Genomic DNA, 18,672 nt, shown 5'->3' with positions numbered 1-18,672 from the left:
CTATTCTTCCACGCCCTCTGGCCTGCGCCAAAATCGGCCGTCGGCGGAAGGCCGCCACTCCATGATGGAGAGCGTCTCGCGGTCCTTCTTGTCGAAGACCGACGCGTCGGTCTGCTCGATCAGATCGGGCCGATTGGCCGCCGTACGACGCAGCGCCTCGTCCCGGCGCCAGCGTGCGATCTTCCCGTGGTGGCCGCTGAGCAGCACGTCCGGGATCTCCCGGCCGCGCCACTGGGGCGGCTTCGTATAGACGGGCCCCTCCAGGAGGTTGGCCATGGCACCCGGTGCGAAGGAGTCGTCCCGGTGCGACTCGGCGTTGCCGAGGACCCCGGGCAGCAGCCGCGCCACGGCCTCCGTGATCACCAGTACGGCCGCCTCGCCGCCGGCGAGCACATAGTCGCCGATGGACACCTCGTACACGGGCATGCGGGTGGCGTACTCGTCGATGACCCGCCGGTCGATGCCCTCGTAACGGGCGGGCGTGAAGACCAGCCACGGCCGCTCGGACAGCTCGACGGCGAGCGCCTGGGTGAAGGGGCGGCCACTGGGCGTGGGCACGACCAGTGCGGGCGTCCCGGAGCCGGTCTCGTATCCGTCGGCCAGTACGTCGTCCAGCGCGTCGCCCCAGGGGTCGGTCTTCATGACCATTCCCGGGCCGCCGCCGTAGGGAGTGTCGTCGACCTTGTTGTGACGGTCGTACGTCCAGTCGCGAAGGTCATGCACGTGCACATTCAGCTGGCCACGCGCGCGTGCCTTGCCGACGAGCGAGACGTTCAGGGGTTCGAGGTACTCGGGAAAGATCGTGACGACGTCGAGACGCATCAGACGTCGGCTCCCGAGGAGTCCTCGTCGTCCCTGGAGGAGGCACTGTGTCCATCAGCGACTTCGTCGCGGGCGACCTGGTCGTCGATCAGGCCCGGCGGCGGATCGATGACGGCCCGCTGCTCCTCCAGGTCGATCTCCACGACGATCTCCTGGACGAACGGGATGTAGACCTCGCTGCCGTCGGGGCGCTCCACGACGAACAGGTCCTGGGAGGGCAGGTGCGAGATCTCGGTGATGCGCCCGACCTCGGTGCCGTCGACCAGGACCACGTCGAGGTCCATCAGCTGGTGGTCGTAGTACTCGTCCTCGCCCTCGGGCATCTCCTCGGGGTCGACGTCGGCGATCAGCAGGACGTTGCGCAGGGCCTCCGCGCCGGTCCGGTCGCGTACGCCTTCGAAGCGCAACAGGAGCCGGCCGCTGTGGACGCGGCCGGTCTCGATGGTCAGCGGGCCCGCCGTGGCCGGGTCGGTGGCCAGGACGGCGCCGGGCGGGAGCCGCAGTTCCGGCTCGTCGGTACGTACCTCGACGGTGACCTCGCCCTTGATGCCGTGGGCGCGGCCCACACGCGCGACTACGAGCTGCACTTTCTGGAATCTCCTGTCGTGTGCCTACGGCATTGCTCCGCAGACGACTACGGGCCGGGGACGGCCCAAGTGGCCCTCCCCGGCCCGAGCCGGTGCTACGTGGTGATCAGCGAACCTGGTCCACGTCGACGAGGTCGACACGGACACCGCGTCCGCCGATGGCACCCACGACGGTTCGCAGGGCACGCGCGGTACGGCCGTTGCGGCCGATCACCTTACCGAGGTCGTCGGGGTGAACCCTGACCTCCAGAACGCGCCCGCGACGCAGGTCGCGCGAGGCGACCTGCACTTCGTCGGGGTTGTCGACGATGCCCTTCACGAGGTGCTCGAGAGCCTCCTCGAGCATGCTCAGGCCTCGGTCGACGCGGACTCGGCGGCAGCCTCGTCCTTCTTCTCAGCCTTCTTCTTCTGGGTGATGGCCTCACCCTTGCCCTCGTTGTCGCCGCCCAGGGCCTCGAACAACGGACGGGCGGCCTTCGGAGCGGCAACGAGCAGCGGAGCCGGGGCGGGCAGGCCCTTGAACTTCTGCCAGTCGCCGGTCAGCTTGAGGATGGCGAGAACCGGCTCGGTCGGCTGCGCGCCGACACCCAGCCAGTACTGCGCGCGGTCGGTGTCGACCTCGATGCGCGAGGGGTTCTGCACCGGGTGGTACAGGCCGATCTCCTCGATGGCCCGGCCATCACGGCGGGTACGGGAGTCGGCGACGACGATGCGGTAGTGAGGCGAACGGATCTTGCCCAGACGCTTCAGCTTGATCTTGACTGCCACGGGAGTGGGTTCTCCTGGATTTGACGTGGTTGGGCACGGCGAGATTGCCGCGTGGGGTTGCGGTACCCGAGTGCCCGATGGACGCGTCAGCCGGAGGCGAGAGGGTTCCTGTGCGGCTGTCGAGTACAGCTGGCCATTCTGCCACACCCTGCGGGTCACGCCGAACGCGGGCATCACTTGGCCAAGCCTGTATGGGCACCCGGCGCTCCGGGTGCCCATACAGGCGACCACTCTCGGACCGCGCACTCCCCCACGTGTTCATCCGGCACCCACGAGATGCCGGGCTCGATCACGCGACGGGGCGGAGCCTCAGGCGGCGCCCGCGCCCACGATCTCGGGGATGCGGAACGGCTTGCCGCAGCCGCCGCACACGATCGGGGCCTGTGCCAGCACCGACGGGACGACGCGCACGTTGCGGCCGCAGTCGCAGACGGCCTTCACGCGCACCCCTCCCCCGGAGGAGCCGTGGCGGGCGGCCGGCCCGCGGAAGGTGCGGGTCGTGTCGGAGGTGGTGGCGACCGTGTGCGCCTTCAGGGCGCGCTGCAGCCGCTCCATGGTGGGGCGGTAGCGCCGCTTGGCCTCGGGGTTGAGCGTGACCAGCGAGAAGCCGCTGCTGGGGTGCGGCTCCTCGGGGTGGTCCAGGCCCAGTTCCTCGGCGATCGCGAGGAATCTGCGGTTGTGGTAGCGGCCGGCCCGGGAGGTGTCGCGGACTCCGCGGGCGGCGGCGATGCCATGGACTGCCTCATGAAGCAGTCGCTCGAAGGAGAGCGCGTGCCCGCATGCGGACGACGACTCCCCGATCAGGGACTCGGGCGCGGCAAGATCCGGCAGCTCGGGGTGGTACCGCTGAATGTCGGCCCACGCCTGCGCCAGTTCTGCGGCGAGTACAGGTGGTGTCTGTGTCGTGCTCACGTAATGACAACGAGCCTGAGTGCCGCTGTGTTCCGATTCCGGGCCATCCCAAATAATTTGCACGTACCCGTCAGTTGCCGCTGATGCGTCCGGACGAGGGCGGGTGCGCTGATCTGCGGAGAAGCCTCACAGCTCATAACAAGCCGGTGCGTAGCCCCACGTACGACCCTGCGCGTAGAGGCTGTCCGCACGCCGGGGCACCTGCGGTCGTCCGATGCGCAAGAGGCGTTTCGGACGCTCTCGTCCCTGCCTCAGTAGGCGCGGGCGACGATGGCGACGTTACCGGGTGCGTCGTCGGCGTCGGGGACCGACCCGTCCGCCGCGACCAGACACCGTACGGTCACCCCGTGCTCGCCCAGCCTGGCCTCGCCCCTTTCGCCGAGCACCGCCCAGGGGACCCGCGCCCAGCCGCCGGCGGTGGCCGCCTCGACGGCCTCCTCGAACGTCGACACCTCCGAGGTCCGGGACTCCCGGCGCTCACGCGACTGGGCCAGCAGCAGCGCCTGGTCCTCTTCGAGGACGGTGGGCAGCAGTCGTACGAGCGCGTCGAGGGCCACCGGTTCCTTGCCGCCCGGGATGCGGCGGACGAGCATCGCCGTGCCGCTCTCCAGGTCACGGGGGCCGACCTCGACGCGTACGGGCACACCCTTGAGCTCCCAGTCGACGGCGCGGCGGCCGAAGGGCACGTCCGTGCGGTCGTCCACGTGCACACGTACGCCCGCCGCCTTCAGCCGGTCGCCGATCTCGCGGACCTTGGCCAGAACCGCGTCGTCACCCTTGATCGCGAGGACCACGGCCTGGATCGCGGCGAGACGCGGCGGGACCCGCAGGCCGTTGTCGTCGCCGTGTGCCATCACCAGGGCGCCGATCATGCGGGTCGTCGAGCCCCAGGACGTCTGCCAGACGAGTTCCTGCCTGCCCTCCTTCGACAGGTATCGGGTGTTGAACGCCTTGGCGAAGTTCTGGCCCAGCTCATGGCTGGTGGCCATCTGGATGGCCTTGCCGTCGCCCATCATGCCTTCGAGCGTGAGGGTGTTGATGGCGCCCGCGAAGCGCTCCTTGACCGTCTTGCGGCCGGGAACGGTGTCCATCGCCAGGATGTTCACCATGAAGTCCTCGTAGACGTCGCGGTGGATGTGCGCGGCGAAGTCGCGGGCGTCCTCGTAGGTGGCGTGCGCGGTGTGGCCCTCCTGCCACAGGAACTCCGTCGTGCGGAGGAAGATCCGGGGGCGCATCTCCCAACGCACCACGTTCGCCCACTGGTTGATCAGCAGGGGCAGGTCGCGGTAGCTCTGCACCCACTTCGAGAAGTAGTCGTTGATGATCATCTCGGAGGTGGGCCGGACCACCGCGGGCTCTTCGAGTTCCTTGCCGCCGCCGTGCGTGACCACCGCCAGCTCCGGCGCGAACCCCTCGACGTGCTCGGCCTCCTTGGCGAAGTACGACTGCGGGATCAGTAGGGGAAAGTAGGCGTTCTGCGCGCCCGTCTCCTTGATCCGTGTGTCCATCTCGGCCTGCATCCGCTCCCACAGCCCGTACCCGTACGGCCGGATGACCATGGTGCCCCGCACCGGACCGTTGTCGGCCAGCTCGGCCTTGCCGACCAGGTCCTGGTACCAGCGGGGGAAGTCAATTGCCTGCGGCGTGAGTACGGGTGCCTTTGCCATGGCGCGATGCTACGGGCCCACGTTGCCGGCATGTGAATTCTTTTCGTGAGCACAGCGAGCACACAACCTCGGCCTCACAACCCCTGGACGGCGGCTCGGGTGCGGAGTTACCTGGCATACGGGGGAAGTGCGAACGCGCACTGCACGGGGGCCACCACATCGGAACCAAGGGCAACTCTCGGCGGATTGGGGCGCTTTCGATGACACCTACACTCGTGCGGCAGCACCTGCCTCACGCGGGTCCGGCGACCCGTGTGGACCTGTGCGCACGCGCGCGTGACTGGTCGGAGATCCAGGAGCGGATGTTCGTACCGCTCTACGAGTCCGTCTACGAGCGGCTGGAAGTGGGCACCGGCACCCGACTGCTCGGCCTCGGCTGCGGCTCGGGCCTGGCCCTGTTGATGGCCGCCTCAAGAGGCGCCGCCGTCACCGGTGTCGAGGCATCGTCACCGCAGCTGCTCGGCCTCGCGCGGGAGCGCTTACTGCCCGAATCGGCGCTCACGCGCGCGCGTGCCGACGTCCGGCTCGTGTCGAGACTCCCCCGGGCGGACACTCCCGCGTACACCCTGGTGACCGCCTTCGAGCCGGTCGGCTGTCGCGCGGGCGACACCGAGGAGCTCGGCGAGACGCTCGCGGCGGCGGTGCCGTCGGCCGGTCGGGGCTCGCCGGTGGTGCTGGTGGGCTGGGGGCCACCGGAGCGATGCGCCACGTCGGCGGTGCTGCGGGTCGCGGCCCGGCTCGCCGATCCGCTGCGTGTGACGGGCGGTTGGCGCCCCGCGCTCCGCGACGACCTGGAGAAGGTCGCCCAGCGGGCGGGCCTGCGCCCGGACGGATCGGGGCGGGTGGCATGTCCGTTCGGGTACGCGAACATGGGCAGCGCCGTACGGGGGCTGCTGTCGACGGGGCTGTTCGACGCGGCGATCACGGCGACGAGCCAGGAGCAGGTGGACAAGGAGCTTGCGGAGGCGCTTCATCCGTATCAGCGACGGGACGGCACCATCTGGATGCCGAACGTCTTCCGGTACCTCATCGCCCGGACTGCGTGAGGGACCCCTGACAGCCGTCGTGCGGAACGCATGAGGGCGCCCGTCCGGGGAGAGGGGCGCCCTGCACGACGTACCGACGTCTTGAGCCGGCTGTCGGTTTCTCAGCCCATGAACTTCTTGAACTCGTCCGGCAGTTCGAAGTCCTGACCGCCCTGCTGGCCCGGCAGACCGAACGCGCCGCCCGGAGCGCCCTGGGCGCCTGCGGCCCTGCGCGCGGCGTCCTCCTGCTCCTGCTGCTTGCGCTTCATCGGGTTGCCGGAGCGCTGCTTGCCCTTGGCCTGCTTGGGCTGCTTCTTGGAACGGCCGGGGCCGCCACCCATGCCCGGCATCCCGGGCATCCCCGGCATGCCGCCGCCCTGGGCCATGCGGGACATCATCTTGCGGGCCTCGAAGAACCGCTCGACCAGGCCCTTGACCGCGCTGACCTCGACACCGGAACCCTTGGCGATACGGGCGCGGCGCGAGCCGTTGATGATCGTCGGCTCATGGCGCTCGGCCGGGGTCATCGACTTGATGATGGCCGCCGTACGGTCCACATCGCGCTCGTCGAGGTTGTTGATCTGGTCCTTGATCTGGCCCATGCCGGGCAGCATGCCGAGCAGCTTGCTGATGCTGCCCATCTTCCTGACCTGCTCCATCTGGGCCAGGAAGTCGTCCAGGGTGAAGTCCTGGCCCTTCTTGGACGCCAGCTTGGAAGCCATTGCCTCGGCTTCTTCCTGGCTGAACGTCTTCTCCGCCTGCTCGATCAGGGTGAGCAGGTCACCCATGTCGAGGATGCGGGAGGCCATCCGGTCGGGGTGGAACGCGTCGAAGTCGTCGAGCTTCTCGCCGTTCGACGCGAACATGATCGGCTTGCCGGTCACCGACGCGATGGAGAGCGCGGCACCACCACGGGCGTCACCGTCGAGCTTCGACAGGACGACACCGTCGAAGCCGACGCCGTCCCGGAAGGCCTCGGCCGTGTTGACGGCGTCCTGGCCGATCATCGCGTCGACGACGAAGAGGATCTCGTCGGGCGAGACCGCGTCCCTGATGTCCGCGGCCTGCTGCATCAGCTCGGCGTCGATACCGAGCCGGCCGGCGGTGTCCACGATCACGATGTCGTGGACCTTGGTCTTCGCGAACTCCATGGAGTCCTTGGCGACCTTGACCGGGTCACCGACCCCGTTGCCCGGCTCGGGCGCGTAGACCGCGACCCCGGCGCGCTCGGCGACGACGCTGAGCTGGTTGACGGCGTTGGGACGCTGCAGGTCGGCGGCGACGAGGAGGGGCGAATGCCCCTGGTCCTTGAGCCACTTGCCGAGCTTGCCCGCGAGGGTGGTCTTACCGGCACCCTGGAGACCGGCCAGCATGATGACGGTCGGCGGCTGCTTGGCGAAGCGCAGGCGCCGGGTCTCGCCGCCGAGGATCGTGACGAGTTCCTCGTTGACGATCTTCAGGACCTGCTGGGCGGGGTTCAGCGCCTTGGAGACGTCCGACCCGAGGGCACGCTCCTTGACGTTCTTGATGAACGTCCGCACGACCGGCAGGGCCACGTCGGCCTCGAGGAGCGCGATGCGGATCTCGCGGGCCGTGGCGTCGATATCGGCTTCGGACAGCCGCCCCTTGCCGCGCAGGTTCTTGAAAGTCGCTGAGAGGCGATCGGAGAGAGTATCGAACACGGCGCTCGTCGGTCCTCAGGGGTCGGGGGCAGTGGGTTGCCCTCCAGGGTATCCGGCCTCGCAAGCGATTCGCCCCCGCCTGCGTATTCAGCAGGCGGGGACGGAAAATCCCGCGCCGGCGGTCACGCCCGCAACATCTCCTCCAGCTTCCGTGCCACCGACGACGCCTCGTCCCCGGGCAGCGGCGCGCCCTTGCGGTTGGTCACGTAGAAGGCGTCCACCGCGTTGGAACCCAGCGTGCTGACGTGCATGCTCCGCACCCGCACCCCCGCGTCCTCCAGCGCCCGCCCGAGCCGGTGCAGCAGCCCCGGGGCGTCCTGGGCGCGGACCTCGATCACCGTGGCCAGCCGGGACGCGGCCGGATGCACGGTCACCCTGGCCGCCGGCGCCACGACGCCCCGGCGCCGCGGGTACGCCGCGTCGCGCTCGGCGAGGCGGCCGGCGATGTCCAGGGAGCCGTCCAGCGCCCGTACGAGGTCGGCGCGCAGGCGGGCCGCCTGGGGCAGGGAGCCGTACTCGGCTGCGACGCGCCAGTCGAGGAGCAGGACCGCGCCCTCGACGCCGTCGGGCAGGTCCAGTGCGCGCAGTTCCGCCGTGCGGACCGTCAGGCGGTGCATGGCGAGGACGCCGGCCACCGCGGGCAGGACGCCGGGCTGGTCCGGTACGGCGATCAGGAGTTCCACGCCGAGGGGTTCGGGTTCGGCCGGCGGAGACGCCGAGGGCTCCTCGGTGGCCGCGTCCGCCGGGGACTCCGTCTGGGCGCGCAGCGACAGCACCGGGCCGCCCGTGCGGAACGCCTCTATGGCGAGCCGTTCCTGTTCGGCGGTGGGTGCGGCGGCCTCGGGCTCCTCGGGGGCGTCCCCGGCGAGCACGGCGGCGACCCGTTTCACCAGATCGGCGACGAGCGACCCGCGCCAGGTCGACCAGGCGGCCGGGCCCGTCGCCAGCGCGTCGGACTCGGTGAGCGCGTGGAGCAGTTCCAGCGTGCTCTGTGTGCCGACCGCGTCGGCGACCGAGCGCACGGTGGCCGGGTCCTCCAGATCACGCCGGGTGGCGGTGTCGACGAGCAGCAGATGGTGACGTACGAGAGTCGCCAGTACCGCCACGTCCGCGCGGTCGAAGCCGATGCGGGCGGCCACGTCCTTGGCGATGATCTCGCCCGCCACGGAGTGGTCGCCGGGCCAGCCCTTGCCGATGTCGTGGAGCAGTGCGGAGACGAGCAGGAGGTCGGGACGGCTGACCCGGCGGGTGAACTCGGAGGCCCGGACGGCCGTTTCGATCAGGTGGCGGTCGACCGTCCAGATGTGGACGGCGTTGCGCTGCGGGCGGCAGCGGACGCGTTCCCAGTCGGGGAGGAAGTGGGTGATCAGGCCCTCGGCCTCCAGCGCCTCCCAGACCTCGATGGTCGGGCTTCCCGAGCCCAACAAGGTGACCAGCTGTTCTCTCGCCTCCGCCGGCCACGGGGTCGGCAGCGGCCGGGCCGCCGCCGCCATACGGCGGACCGCGTGCAGGGACAGCGGCAGGCCCGCCTGGGCGGCTGCCGCGGCGGCGCGCAGCGGGAGTACGGGGTCGCGGTCGGGGCGTGCGGCACGGGCGAGGACCACCTCGCCGTCCTGCTCCACGACGCCCTCCGCCAGGGGGGAACGTTCCGCCACCGGCTTGCCGCCACCCAGCATGGCGCGCAGGCGCGGGCGTACGGCGCGGGACCGGAGCACGCGCCCCACCTCGCGCCAGGTCACATCACTCGCGTACGAGACGACGCGTGCCGCCTCGTACACCTGCCGCAGGAGGGTGTCGGCGTCGAGGAGTCCGAGTTCGGCGGCTACCTGGTCCTGTTCCTGGAGGGCGAGGCGGTCGGTGGCACGGCCGGTGGCGAGGTGCAGGGCGTCGCGGACGTCCAGCAGACGGCGGCGCGCCTCCGTGAGGCCCTCGCGGGGCGCGTCGGCCAGCCAGGAGGCCGCGACCGCACGGAGGGCGGTGGCGTCGCGCAGACCGCCGCGGGCCTCCTTGAGGTCGGGTTCGAGGAGGTACTGCAGCTCACCCTGGCGTTCGGCCCGTTCGGCGCAGAGCTCCTGGAGTTCGGGGAGGCGCTTGGGTGCCTGGTTGCGCCAGTCGGCGAGGACGGAGGTGCGCAGGCCGGCCGTGAGGCCGAGGTCGCCGGCCAGGTGGCGGGCGTCCAGCAGGCCCAGCTGCACCTTGAGGTCCTCGCCGGACACCTTCCGGGCCTCGGACTGTGTCCGGACGGAGTGGTCCAGGGCCAGGCCCAGGTCCCAGACGGGGTACCAGAGGCGGTCGGCGAGGGCCGCGACGGCGGCGGAGTCGCTGCCGTCGTGCAGGAGGAGCAGGTCCAGGTCGCTGCGTGGGGAGAGTTCACCTCTGCCGTAGCCGCCGACGGCGACCAGGGAGACTCCGCGCAGCCCTGGCAGGCCTTCGGCAGCCGCCGTGAACAGGCCGGTCAGCCACTCGTCGGTCAGTTCGGCCAGGGCCGCACGGCGCGGCGGCCCGGACCGCACCCCCTCAGTGAGGAGGCGCAGCCGGGCCGCCGCATAGCCGCTGGGTCCCGAGTCCTCTGCATCCTTACGCACGTCCGTACTCGTCACCCAGCGACTCCTGTTCTTTTTTCTGCCTCAGAGCGCGTCCGGGCCGCGCTCGCCGGTCCGGACCCGGACTGCGGTCTCGACCGGGAGGGACCAGACCTTGCCGTCACCGATCTTGCCGGTCCGGGCCGCCTTGACGATGACGTCGATCAGACCCTCGGCGTCGTCGTCCTCGGCCAGGACCTCGATACGGATCTTGGGAACCAGGTCGACCGTGTACTCGGCACCGCGGTAGACCTCGGTGTGTCCCCGCTGACGACCGTAGCCGCTCGCTTCGGTGACCGTCAGACCGTGGACCCCGAAGGCCTGGAGGGCCTCCTTGATCTCGTCGAGCCGATGGGGCTTCACAACGGCGGTGATGAGCTTCATGCGTCCACCTTCTTGCTCTCGCCACCGACGGCCGCCGTGACGGACGTACGGGCCGCGCCGCCGCCGGCGCCGCTGAAGTCGTATGCGGTCTCGGCGTGCTCGGCCTGGTCGATGCCGGCGATCTCGTCGTCCTCGGAGACGCGCATGCCGATCGTCTTGTCGAGGAGGAAGGCGAGGACCGCGGAGGCGACCAGGGAGTAGCCGAGGACGGCGAAGACGCCGGCGCACTGCTTCCAGAACTGGTCGAGGCCGCCGCCGTAGAAGAGGCCCTGGACCTCCGACTGGCCCTTGCCGCTGGCGAAGAGGCCGATGAGCAGGGAGCCGACGACACCACCGACGAGGTGGACACCGACGACGTCGAGCGAGTCGTCGTAACCGAACTTGTACTTGAGGCCGACAGCCATGGCGCAGAGCAGACCGGCGATGGCGCCGACCGCGATCGCGCCGATCGGGGAGACCGCACCGCCCGAGGGGGTGATGGCGACCAGACCCGCGACCGCGCCGGACGCGGCGCCCAGCGTGGTGAACGCGCCGTGACGGATCTTCTCGTAGGCGAGCCAGGCGAGCATGGCGGCGGCGGTGGCGACCTGCGTGTTGACGAACATCAGCGAGCCGACGCCGTCGTCGTTGCCCAGCCACGAGCCGGCGTTGAAGCCGAACCAGCCGAACCAGAGGAGACCGGCGCCCAGCATGACCAGCGGGAGGCTGTGCGGGCGCATCGGGTCCTTCTTGAAGCCGACGCGCTTGCCGATGACCAGGATCACGCCGAGCGCCGCGGCACCCGCGTTGATGTGGACCGCCGTACCACCGGCGAAGTCGATGACGCCCAGCTCGAAGGCCCAGCCGCCGGCGCCCCAGACCCAGTGGGCGACGGGGAAGTACACGATCGTGGCCCACAGGGCGACGAACAGCGCCCACGCCGAGAACTTGACGCGGTCCGCGAGGGCACCGCTGATCAGGGCCGGCGTGATGACCGCGAACATCATCTGGAAGACCATGAAGGCCAGGATCGGGATGGTGTAGCCGTCCCACAGGTCGGCCGTGCCGATGTCACTGAGACCGACCCAACCCGAGGTCCAGCCGATCAAGCCGCCCTTGTCGGTGCCGAAGGCGAGCGAGAAGCCGTACACCACCCACAGGATGGTGACGATGCCGATGCTGATAAAGCTCATCATCAACATGTTCAGGGTGCTCTTGACGCGGACCATGCCTCCGTAGAAGAAGGCAAGACCGGGGGTCATGAGCAACACCAGGGCCGAACAGATCAGCATGAACCCGGTGTTGGCGGCAGAGAGTTTGGGAGCCTCTGCGGCTAGCGTGATGGCGGCTGATGCCATCGGCGTCTCCTCGTCATTGGTACGGCCCCGTGCGGGCGAAGCCTGAGCGGATTGAGGGGTGGGCCGGTTATGCGCCAGACATTGACGCAGCGCCGTTTCGGTCGACGCCCCTCGATGTTTCGCCGCAGTGACGAAGGTGCCTCGCGTGTTACGGATCGATGAACTGCCGGATGTTGGACGCGCCGATCGTTATCGTGGCGCAACCTTCGTCCGTGGCCGCGGGCCGACCGCGGCCGGCCTTCCGATGACCTGGCGGGGGAGCCGAGTCGGGCTGTCGGGAAGGCCTGCCGCGGCCGGGGTTCCGGGGGTTCAGACCGCCTCGGCGGTCTCGGGCAGATCGATCGCGAGCTGGTCGGTCAGGTCGACGACCTCGGCGAGATCCCCGAAGTCGCGTACGGCCGTGTCGACGGTCTTTCGGATACGAGTGTTCACGCGCTCGGAGCGCACCTTCTTGCCGATTTCCATGGCTTCCATGGCCAGCACCGCGGCCCGCTCGGGCTCCCGCTGGAGAAGGTGGACCGTGGCCATGCCGATCAGGTTCAGCGCGTACGACCGCTGGTGATCGGTGTCCTTCGCGAACAGGTCGACGGCGTTCCGCATCAGGGGTTCGGCGAGGGAGGCGTAGGTGGGGCTGCGGCCGGCGACATAGGCCAGGTCGCGGAACGAGTGGGAGTTCTCGCCGTACAGCTCGGCCTGGGAGAAGAAGCGGATCCAGTCGGGATCGGGCTCGTCCCAATCGTGTACGTCCGCGAACGTGTCCTCGGCCATCCGCACGGCCCGCTTGCACTTTCCGGGTTGCCCCATATTGGCGTACGCGCGCGCCTCCATCGCATACAGCATGGCCTGGGTGCGGGGGCTCGCGCAGTCACGGCTGCCGTACTGCGCGAGATGGATCAGTTCGAGGGCGTCGTCCGGTCGCCCGAGGTGGATCATCTGGCGGCTCATGGACGACAGGACGTACGAGCCGAGCGGCTTGTCGCCGGCCTCCTTGGCCGCGTGCAGGGCCAGGACGAAGTACTTCTGCGCGGTCGGCTGGAGCCCCACGTCGTACGACATCCAGCCGGCGAGTTCGGCCAGCTCGGCGGCGACCTTGAACAGCTTGCGGGTGGTGGACTCGGGCTGGGGCTCCTGGAGGAGGTCCGTCACCTCGTGCAGTTGTCCGACCACCGCCTTGCGGCGCAGGCCGCCACCGCACTGCGCGTCCCACTGCCGGAACATCGCGGTGGTGGACTCCAGCAGCTCCAGCTCGGGCTTGGAGAGGCGGCCGGCCCGGCGCGCGGCGGAGGGGTGCTCGGGCTCCTCGGGCGGGGCGGGAGGCACCGGGACGAGCCAGCGCTGCATGGGTTCGATGAGGGTGGGGCCCGCGGCGAGGGACAGCGCGGTCCCGAGGAAGCCGCGGCGCGCCAGCATCAGGTCGCTGCGCGAGAACTCGCTGAGCAGGGCCACGGTCTGAGGGGCCGTCCAGGGCAGGTCGACGCCGGACGCGGACGGTGACTGGCGGGCGGCACGCAGTCCGAGATCCTCGACGGAGACGACGCAGCCGAACCGCTCGGAGAACAGCTCGGACAGGATGCGCGGGATCGGCTCGCGCGGGTTCTCCCCGTCGAGCCAGCGCCGGACCCGCGAGGTGTCCGTCGAGATGTGGTTGGCACCCAACTGGCGTGCCCGGCGGTTCACTTGGCGCGCCAGCTCGCCCTTCGACCAGCCGCTGCGCACGAACCACGAGCCGAGCAGCTCATTCGGGCGCTTGTCGGCGCTGGCCGGTGTCGTCGCGCTTCCGCCGTTGCCGCCCACTGGAACGCCCCCATCCCTGAGACCACTTGTCGCCGAGTGCGCCAAGCCCTATCAGAATGCCGGTAAATAGGCTCCGTGTCCGACAGTTCTCACCCTTCGAACGGGAAGCCGACTTGCCTCCGGCATACCCACAAGCGCATGTGCCCCCAGGCCTCGTGCACTCAAAGTAATCCTACGATCACGGCTCCGGCCATGGCGATCCAGGAAACGCCACCATTCGCCACCCCTTCGAATGAACTCACGGGCGGCTGCACAGGATTCACTTGACAGTGGACGGTCGGGAGTGGGCGGAGCGATGCACGCGAGGGCGCACGCCGCCGAGCGCACTACCCGAGGCACTTCTGGGCGCCGACCGGATCGGGTGAGGGCGGCCAGGGGTGACGGGCAGTCGGAAACGCAGGGTTACGTTCTGGTCGCAGCTCGTAACCATCGGTGCGTCGGACCCGTTGGAGGGGGCATGGGCTTCACGATCGGCAGCAGCCGGGGTATCCGCGAGATCCGACCCGGCACGCGTCGCCGCGGCCGGTCGTCCGAGTGCACCGCCGTGGCCGAGTACACCGGCCTCTGGGGCTGGGACGTGGTCGCCGGTGCCCGCGCGGCGGGCGGCGCCTGCTCCTGCGGCCTGACCGACTGCCCCGCACCTGGCGCCCACCCCCTGAGCTTCGCACCCCGGGTCGCGGCCGGCGCCACACTCGACGAAGTCACCGACATCTGGGGCCAGTTCCCCGGCGCCGCGGTCATGCTCCCCGTGGGCCGCGCCTTCGACGTGATCGAGGTCGCCGAGCCGGCCGGCCGCCACGCCCTGGTCCGGCTGGAACGCATGGGCCTCCCCCTCGGCCCGGTCAGCGCCGCCCCCGAGGGCCGCGCCCACTTCTTCGTCGCCCCCGGTGCCGCCGCCGAACTCCCCGAGCTCCTCTACCGCATGGGCTGGGACGACGCGGCCCTCGACCTGCACGGCCTGGGCACCGGTACGTATCTCACGGCACCCCCCTCCGACCGGGGCGGTCTCGGCCCGGTCACCTGGCTCCGCCCACCCGCCCTGGACACGGCGACCAAACCCCCGGCGGCCAGGCTGCTGCTGGGGACGCTGGCCTACGTGGCGCACCGGTCGCGGGCGTAGCGCCCAGGCCACGACGCAGGGCCGCACAGCAGGACGCCCGTCCCCAACTGCACCTTGGGGACGGGCGTCTCTTCGTGGACCTACGGTTTTCCGGAGGCAGTGACCAGGGTGGTGATCACTCTCCGATAAGAGCGTCAACGAACGCCTCCGGGTCGAACGGAGCCAGATCGTCGGCCCCCTCGCCGAGCCCGATCAGCTTCACCGGCACACCCAGCTCACGCTGTACGGCGATGACGATGCCGCCCTTGGCGGTGCCGTCGAGCTTGGTGAGCACGATGCCGGTGATCTCGACGACCTCGGCGAAGACGCGGGCCTGGACGAGCCCGTTCTGCCCGGTCGTGGCGTCCAGCACGAGCAGCACCTCGTCCAGCGGGGCGTGCTTCTCGACGACGCGCTTGACCTTGCCGAGCTCGTCCATGAGCCCGGTCTTGGTGTGCAGCCGCCCGGCCGTGTCGATCAGTACGACGTCGGCACCGGCCTCGATGCCCTCCTTGACGGCGTCGAAGGCGATCGACGCGGGGTCACCGCCCTCGGGACCGCGCACGGTACGGGCTCCGACACGGTCGCCCCAGGTCTGGAGCTGGTCCGCGGCGGCGGCCCGGAAGGTGTCCGCGGCACCGAGAACGACGTTCTTCCCGTCGGCGACGAGCACCCGAGCGAGCTTGCCGGTGGTCGTGGTCTTGCCGGTGCCGTTGACGCCGACGACCATCACGATGCCCGGGGTGTCGAGGTTCGAGTCGGTCTTCACGGTCCGGTCGAACCCGGGTTCGAGGATCTGGAGCAGCTCCTCGCGCAGCAGCCCTCGCAGGTCGGCGGGAGTGCGGGTGCCGAGCACCTTCACGCGCTCGCGCAGCCGCGCGACCAGATCCTGGGTGGGCTGGACGCCTACGTCGGCGGTGAGGAGGGTGTCCTCCACCTCCTCCCAGGTGTCGTCGTCGAGGTGCTCGCGCGCGAGGAGCGTGAGCAGCCCCTTGCCGAGCGCGTTCTGCGACCGGGAGAGCCTGGCACGCAGCCGGACCAGCCGCCCGGCGGTGGGCTCCGGCACCTCGATGACCGGGACGGGAGGTTCCTCGACGGCGACGGACGAGCCGTCCGCGCCCGGGAGATCCACCTCCTCTATCGTGCGGCGCGGTTCGTCGCGCGGCGTCTCGGCCTCGTCGCCGACGTGCGGCTCGGCCGGAGGGGCGGTGAGGTCGGGTGTCGTGGGGGGCGCCGGGGGCAGCGGCTTCTTCCTGCGGCTGCCGACGACGAGCCCACCGAGCACACCGAGCACGACCACGGCGATGACTACAGCAAGGATGATGGTTTCCATAGCCCGACCAGTATGCGCGACCACCCTCGGGCGCGTCCGGTCCCGGTAGGCCGCCCGGCCCTCTCTCCGCACCCCTGGCGATCTGACACTCCGTCAGCTAATCTCCCCCGGCACACCCGCCGGAAGGGACCCCCATGCCCGTCACCGTCGTACGTTTCAACCTGGTCGCCCCCGACGCAACCCCAGCCGATCTCCGCGCCCGCTACCAGGCCGCCATCGAGATGGCCGCGTACGCCGACGCCCACGGAATCACCACCGTCCAGACCGAGGAGCACCACGGCGTCGCCAACAACTGGCTGCCCTCGCCGTTCGCCTTCGCCGGCGCGGTGTTCGGGGCGACGCGGCGGATCGCGGTGACCGTGTCCGCGGTGATCGGCCCGTTGCACGACCCCCTGAGGCTCGCCGAGGACATCGCCGTACTCGATCTGCTGAGCGGCGGACGGCTGGTCACGGTCGCCGGGATCGGATACCGGCCCGAGGAGTACGCGCACTTCGGCGCCGACTGGAAGCGGCGCGGCAAGCTCCAGGACGAGCTGCTGGAGACGCTCCTGAAGGCCTGGACCGGGGAAGAGTTCGAATACCGGGGCCGTACGGTACGGGTCACTCCGCGCCCGTGCACCGACCCGCACCCGCTCCTCCTGGTCGGCGGCTCGTCGAAGGCGGCGGCCCGGCGGGCGGCCCGTCTGGGGCTCCCTCTCTTTCCCAGCGCGCACCTGCCCGAGCTGGAGGCCTACTACAAGGAACAGCTCGTCGAGTACGGCACGGAGGGCTGGACGATGATGCCGGCCGCCGAGACCCCGTTGCTGCACATCACCGAGGACCCGGACCGGGCGTGGGCCGAGTACGGCCACCACTTCCTGCACGAGGCCCGGACGTACGCCTCCTGGCAGTCCGGCGACATCCGGTCCGCCGTGAAGTCGGCGGCCACGACGGTCGAGGAACTGCGCGCCGAGGGCGTCTACCGGATGGTGACGCCCGAGGAGTGTGTGGCGCAGGGGCTGGACAACCACGTACTGCACCCGCTGTCGGGCGGGATGCCGGTGGAGGAGGGGTGGCGGAGTCTACGGCTGTTCGGGGAACGCGTGGTGCCGGAACTGACGGCCTGACGGACCCACGAGAAAGCCGCTCCCGGCCCGGGCAGTGGCCGAGCCGGAAGCGGCGGTGGATACGGGGAGAAGGGCAGCGGGGTCTTGGCCCTTCTCCCCGAGTCGTGGGGAGGTGCAGGGCCTAGCCCATCTCCTCCAGCGTCTTGCCCTTCGTCTCCTTGACGAACCTGAGCACGAACGGGATCGAGAGCGCGGCGAAGATCGTGTAGATCACGTACGTCGCGGAGAGGTTCCAGTCGGCCAGCGACGGGAAGCTCGCGGTGATGGCCCAGTTGGCGATCCACTGGGCGGCCGCGGCCACGCCCAGGGCGGCGGCGCGGATCCTGTTCGGGAACATCTCACCGAGGAAGACCCAGACGACGACACCCCAGGACAGGGCGAAGAAGAGCACGAACACATGGGCGGCGACCAGGGCGACCCAGCCCTGCGTGGCGGGCAGTTTGCCGTCGACGAGGTCGTAGGAGAAGGCCCAGGCCTCCAGCGCGAGCCCGATGACCATGCCGACGGAACCGATGAGCGCGAGCGGCCGGCGGCCGATGCGGTCGACGAAGATCATGGCGATCACGGTGCCGACGATGTTGATGATCGACGTGGTGAAGGAGTAGAGGAACGACTCCGTCGGGTCGACGCCGACCGACTGCCAGAGCGTCGAGGAGTAGTAGAACGCGACGTTGATGCCGACGAACTGCTGGAAGACCGAGAGTCCGATACCGATCCAGACGATCGGCTTGAAGAAGAAGGTGCCCCCGAGCAGGTCCCGGAAGGTCGACTTGTGCTCGCTCTTCATGGCGTGCTCGATCTCGGCGACCCGGGCGTCCAGGTCGATGCTGTCGCCCTCGACCTCGCGCAGCACCTCACGGGCGCGCTCGTCCCGGCCGACGGAGATCAGGAAGCGCGGCGACTCGGGGATCGCGAAGGACAGCAGCCCGTACAGCACCGCCGGTACGACCATCACACCGAGCATGACCTGCCAGGCCTCGACGCCCAACAGCTCGCCGCGCTGGTCACCGCCCGCCGCGTTCAGGATGCCCCAGTTGACCAGCTGCGAGATGGCGATGCCGATGACGATCGCGGCCTGCTGGAACGACCCGAGCCGCCCCCGGTAGGCGGCCGGGGCGACCTCGGCGATGTAGGCGGGGCCGATCACTGAGGCCATACCGATGGCGAAGCCGCCGATGATCCGCCAGAAGGCGAGGTCGTACAGCGCGAAGGGCAGCGCGGAGCCGACGGCGCTGATCGTGAAGAGCACCGCGGAGATCTGCATGCAGCGGATACGGCCGATGCGGTCGGCCATGCGTCCCGCGGTGGCGGCGCCGATGGCGCAGCCGATCAGCGCGATGGCGATGACCTGCGCCAGAGCGGCCGAGCCGACGTCGTAGCGGCTCCGGATGGCCTCGACGGCACCGTTGATCACGGCACTGTCGTAACCGAAGAGAAAACCACCCATCGCGGCCGCCGCCGCGATGAAGATGACATGTCCGAGATGCTCGGGATGAGCCGTCCCGGCTCCTGACTTGAGTGTCTGCTCAGCGCTGGTCACGTACAACTCCTCGGGCCACCGGCAACGCCGCCGG

Annotated in this window: 16 protein-coding genes; 3 read left to right on the top strand and 13 right to left on the bottom strand. The window is 70.1% G+C overall.

Features of this window, described 5'->3' with window-relative positions; all coding sequences use genetic code 11:
* From trmD to proS, 6 genes are all read right to left on the bottom strand, one after another.
* Entirely contained in the window at positions 1-822 is an 822-nt protein-coding gene (gene trmD, locus OHN74_RS31510) for a tRNA (guanosine(37)-N1)-methyltransferase TrmD (protein ID WP_327697945.1), read from the bottom strand.
* Positions 822-1,409 carry a ribosome maturation factor RimM gene (gene rimM / locus OHN74_RS31505; RefSeq protein WP_327697944.1) on the bottom strand — a complete coding sequence of 196 codons (588 nt, stop codon included), beginning with the start codon at positions 1,407-1,409 and terminating at the stop codon, positions 822-824. The genes trmD and rimM overlap by 1 nt, the downstream gene beginning before the upstream one ends.
* A gap of 106 nt (positions 1,410-1,515) precedes the next feature.
* A complete protein-coding gene (locus tag OHN74_RS31500) occupies positions 1,516-1,755 on the bottom strand; it encodes an RNA-binding protein (protein WP_006373563.1) in 240 nt (79 codons plus the stop codon).
* A 2-nt stretch (positions 1,756-1,757) separates the two neighbouring features.
* Entirely contained in the window at positions 1,758-2,177 is a 420-nt protein-coding gene (rpsP, locus tag OHN74_RS31495) for a 30S ribosomal protein S16 (RefSeq protein WP_327697943.1), read from the bottom strand.
* A 309-nt stretch (positions 2,178-2,486) separates the two neighbouring features.
* Positions 2,487-3,089 carry a hypothetical protein gene (locus OHN74_RS31490; protein WP_053739767.1) on the bottom strand — a complete coding sequence of 201 codons (603 nt, stop codon included), beginning with the start codon at positions 3,087-3,089 and terminating at the stop codon, positions 2,487-2,489.
* A gap of 251 nt (positions 3,090-3,340) precedes the next feature.
* Positions 3,341-4,756 (bottom strand): proline--tRNA ligase, encoded by a 1,416-nt coding sequence (gene proS, locus OHN74_RS31485; RefSeq protein ID WP_327697942.1) that lies wholly within the window; start codon positions 4,754-4,756, stop codon positions 3,341-3,343.
* Between the two features lie 200 nt (positions 4,757-4,956).
* Between proS and OHN74_RS31480 the strand changes: the two genes are divergently transcribed.
* The gene (locus tag OHN74_RS31480) at positions 4,957-5,802 is read left to right on the top strand and encodes an SAM-dependent methyltransferase (protein WP_327697941.1); all 846 of its coding nucleotides are present in this window, start codon (positions 4,957-4,959) and stop codon (positions 5,800-5,802) included.
* Between the two features lie 101 nt (positions 5,803-5,903).
* Here OHN74_RS31480 and ffh read toward each other — a convergent pair whose 3' ends face one another.
* The 5 genes from ffh to nsdA all read right to left on the bottom strand — a co-directional run bounded on the left by ffh (position 5,904) and on the right by nsdA (position 13,560).
* A complete protein-coding gene (gene ffh / locus OHN74_RS31475) occupies positions 5,904-7,463 on the bottom strand; it encodes a signal recognition particle protein (RefSeq protein WP_327697940.1) in 1,560 nt (519 codons plus the stop codon).
* 122 nt (positions 7,464-7,585) lie between these two features.
* Positions 7,586-10,063, bottom strand: coding sequence for a [protein-PII] uridylyltransferase (locus OHN74_RS31470; protein WP_327697939.1), 2,478 nt, complete (start codon positions 10,061-10,063; stop codon positions 7,586-7,588).
* 27 nt (positions 10,064-10,090) lie between these two features.
* Positions 10,091-10,429: a P-II family nitrogen regulator gene (locus tag OHN74_RS31465; protein ID WP_006379495.1), complete on the bottom strand. Its 339-nt coding sequence runs from the start codon at positions 10,427-10,429 to the stop codon at positions 10,091-10,093.
* Entirely contained in the window at positions 10,426-11,766 is a 1,341-nt protein-coding gene (locus OHN74_RS31460; protein WP_327697938.1) for an ammonium transporter, read from the bottom strand. Before OHN74_RS31460 ends, OHN74_RS31465 begins: the two co-directional genes overlap by 4 nt.
* A gap of 309 nt (positions 11,767-12,075) precedes the next feature.
* On the bottom strand, positions 12,076-13,560 hold the full coding sequence (nsdA, locus tag OHN74_RS31455) for a transcriptional repressor NsdA (RefSeq protein WP_327697937.1): 1,485 nt from the start codon (positions 13,558-13,560) through the stop codon (positions 12,076-12,078).
* A gap of 457 nt (positions 13,561-14,017) precedes the next feature.
* On the opposite strand from nsdA, the gene OHN74_RS31450 reads away from it, so the two are divergent.
* On the top strand, positions 14,018-14,680 hold the full coding sequence (locus OHN74_RS31450; RefSeq protein WP_327697936.1) for a bifunctional DNA primase/polymerase: 663 nt from the start codon (positions 14,018-14,020) through the stop codon (positions 14,678-14,680).
* Between the two features lie 115 nt (positions 14,681-14,795).
* Here OHN74_RS31450 and ftsY read toward each other — a convergent pair whose 3' ends face one another.
* Positions 14,796-15,992 carry a signal recognition particle-docking protein FtsY gene (gene ftsY, locus OHN74_RS31445; protein WP_327697935.1) on the bottom strand — a complete coding sequence of 399 codons (1,197 nt, stop codon included), beginning with the start codon at positions 15,990-15,992 and terminating at the stop codon, positions 14,796-14,798.
* A gap of 134 nt (positions 15,993-16,126) precedes the next feature.
* On the opposite strand from ftsY, the gene OHN74_RS31440 reads away from it, so the two are divergent.
* Positions 16,127-17,098 carry an LLM class flavin-dependent oxidoreductase gene (locus OHN74_RS31440; protein WP_327697934.1) on the top strand — a complete coding sequence of 324 codons (972 nt, stop codon included), beginning with the start codon at positions 16,127-16,129 and terminating at the stop codon, positions 17,096-17,098.
* A 121-nt stretch (positions 17,099-17,219) separates the two neighbouring features.
* On the opposite strand, the gene OHN74_RS31435 is transcribed toward OHN74_RS31440, so the two are convergent.
* Entirely contained in the window at positions 17,220-18,638 is a 1,419-nt protein-coding gene (locus tag OHN74_RS31435; RefSeq protein ID WP_327697933.1) for a sugar porter family MFS transporter, read from the bottom strand.
* Positions 18,639-18,672 lie beyond the last annotated feature (34 nt).

This window comes from Streptomyces sp. NBC_00459, assembly GCF_036013955.1.
Classification (GTDB): domain Bacteria; phylum Actinomycetota; class Actinomycetes; order Streptomycetales; family Streptomycetaceae; genus Streptomyces.
The sequence above is the reverse complement of the archived record's forward strand: the minus strand, read 5'-3'. Positions and strand labels throughout refer to the sequence as shown.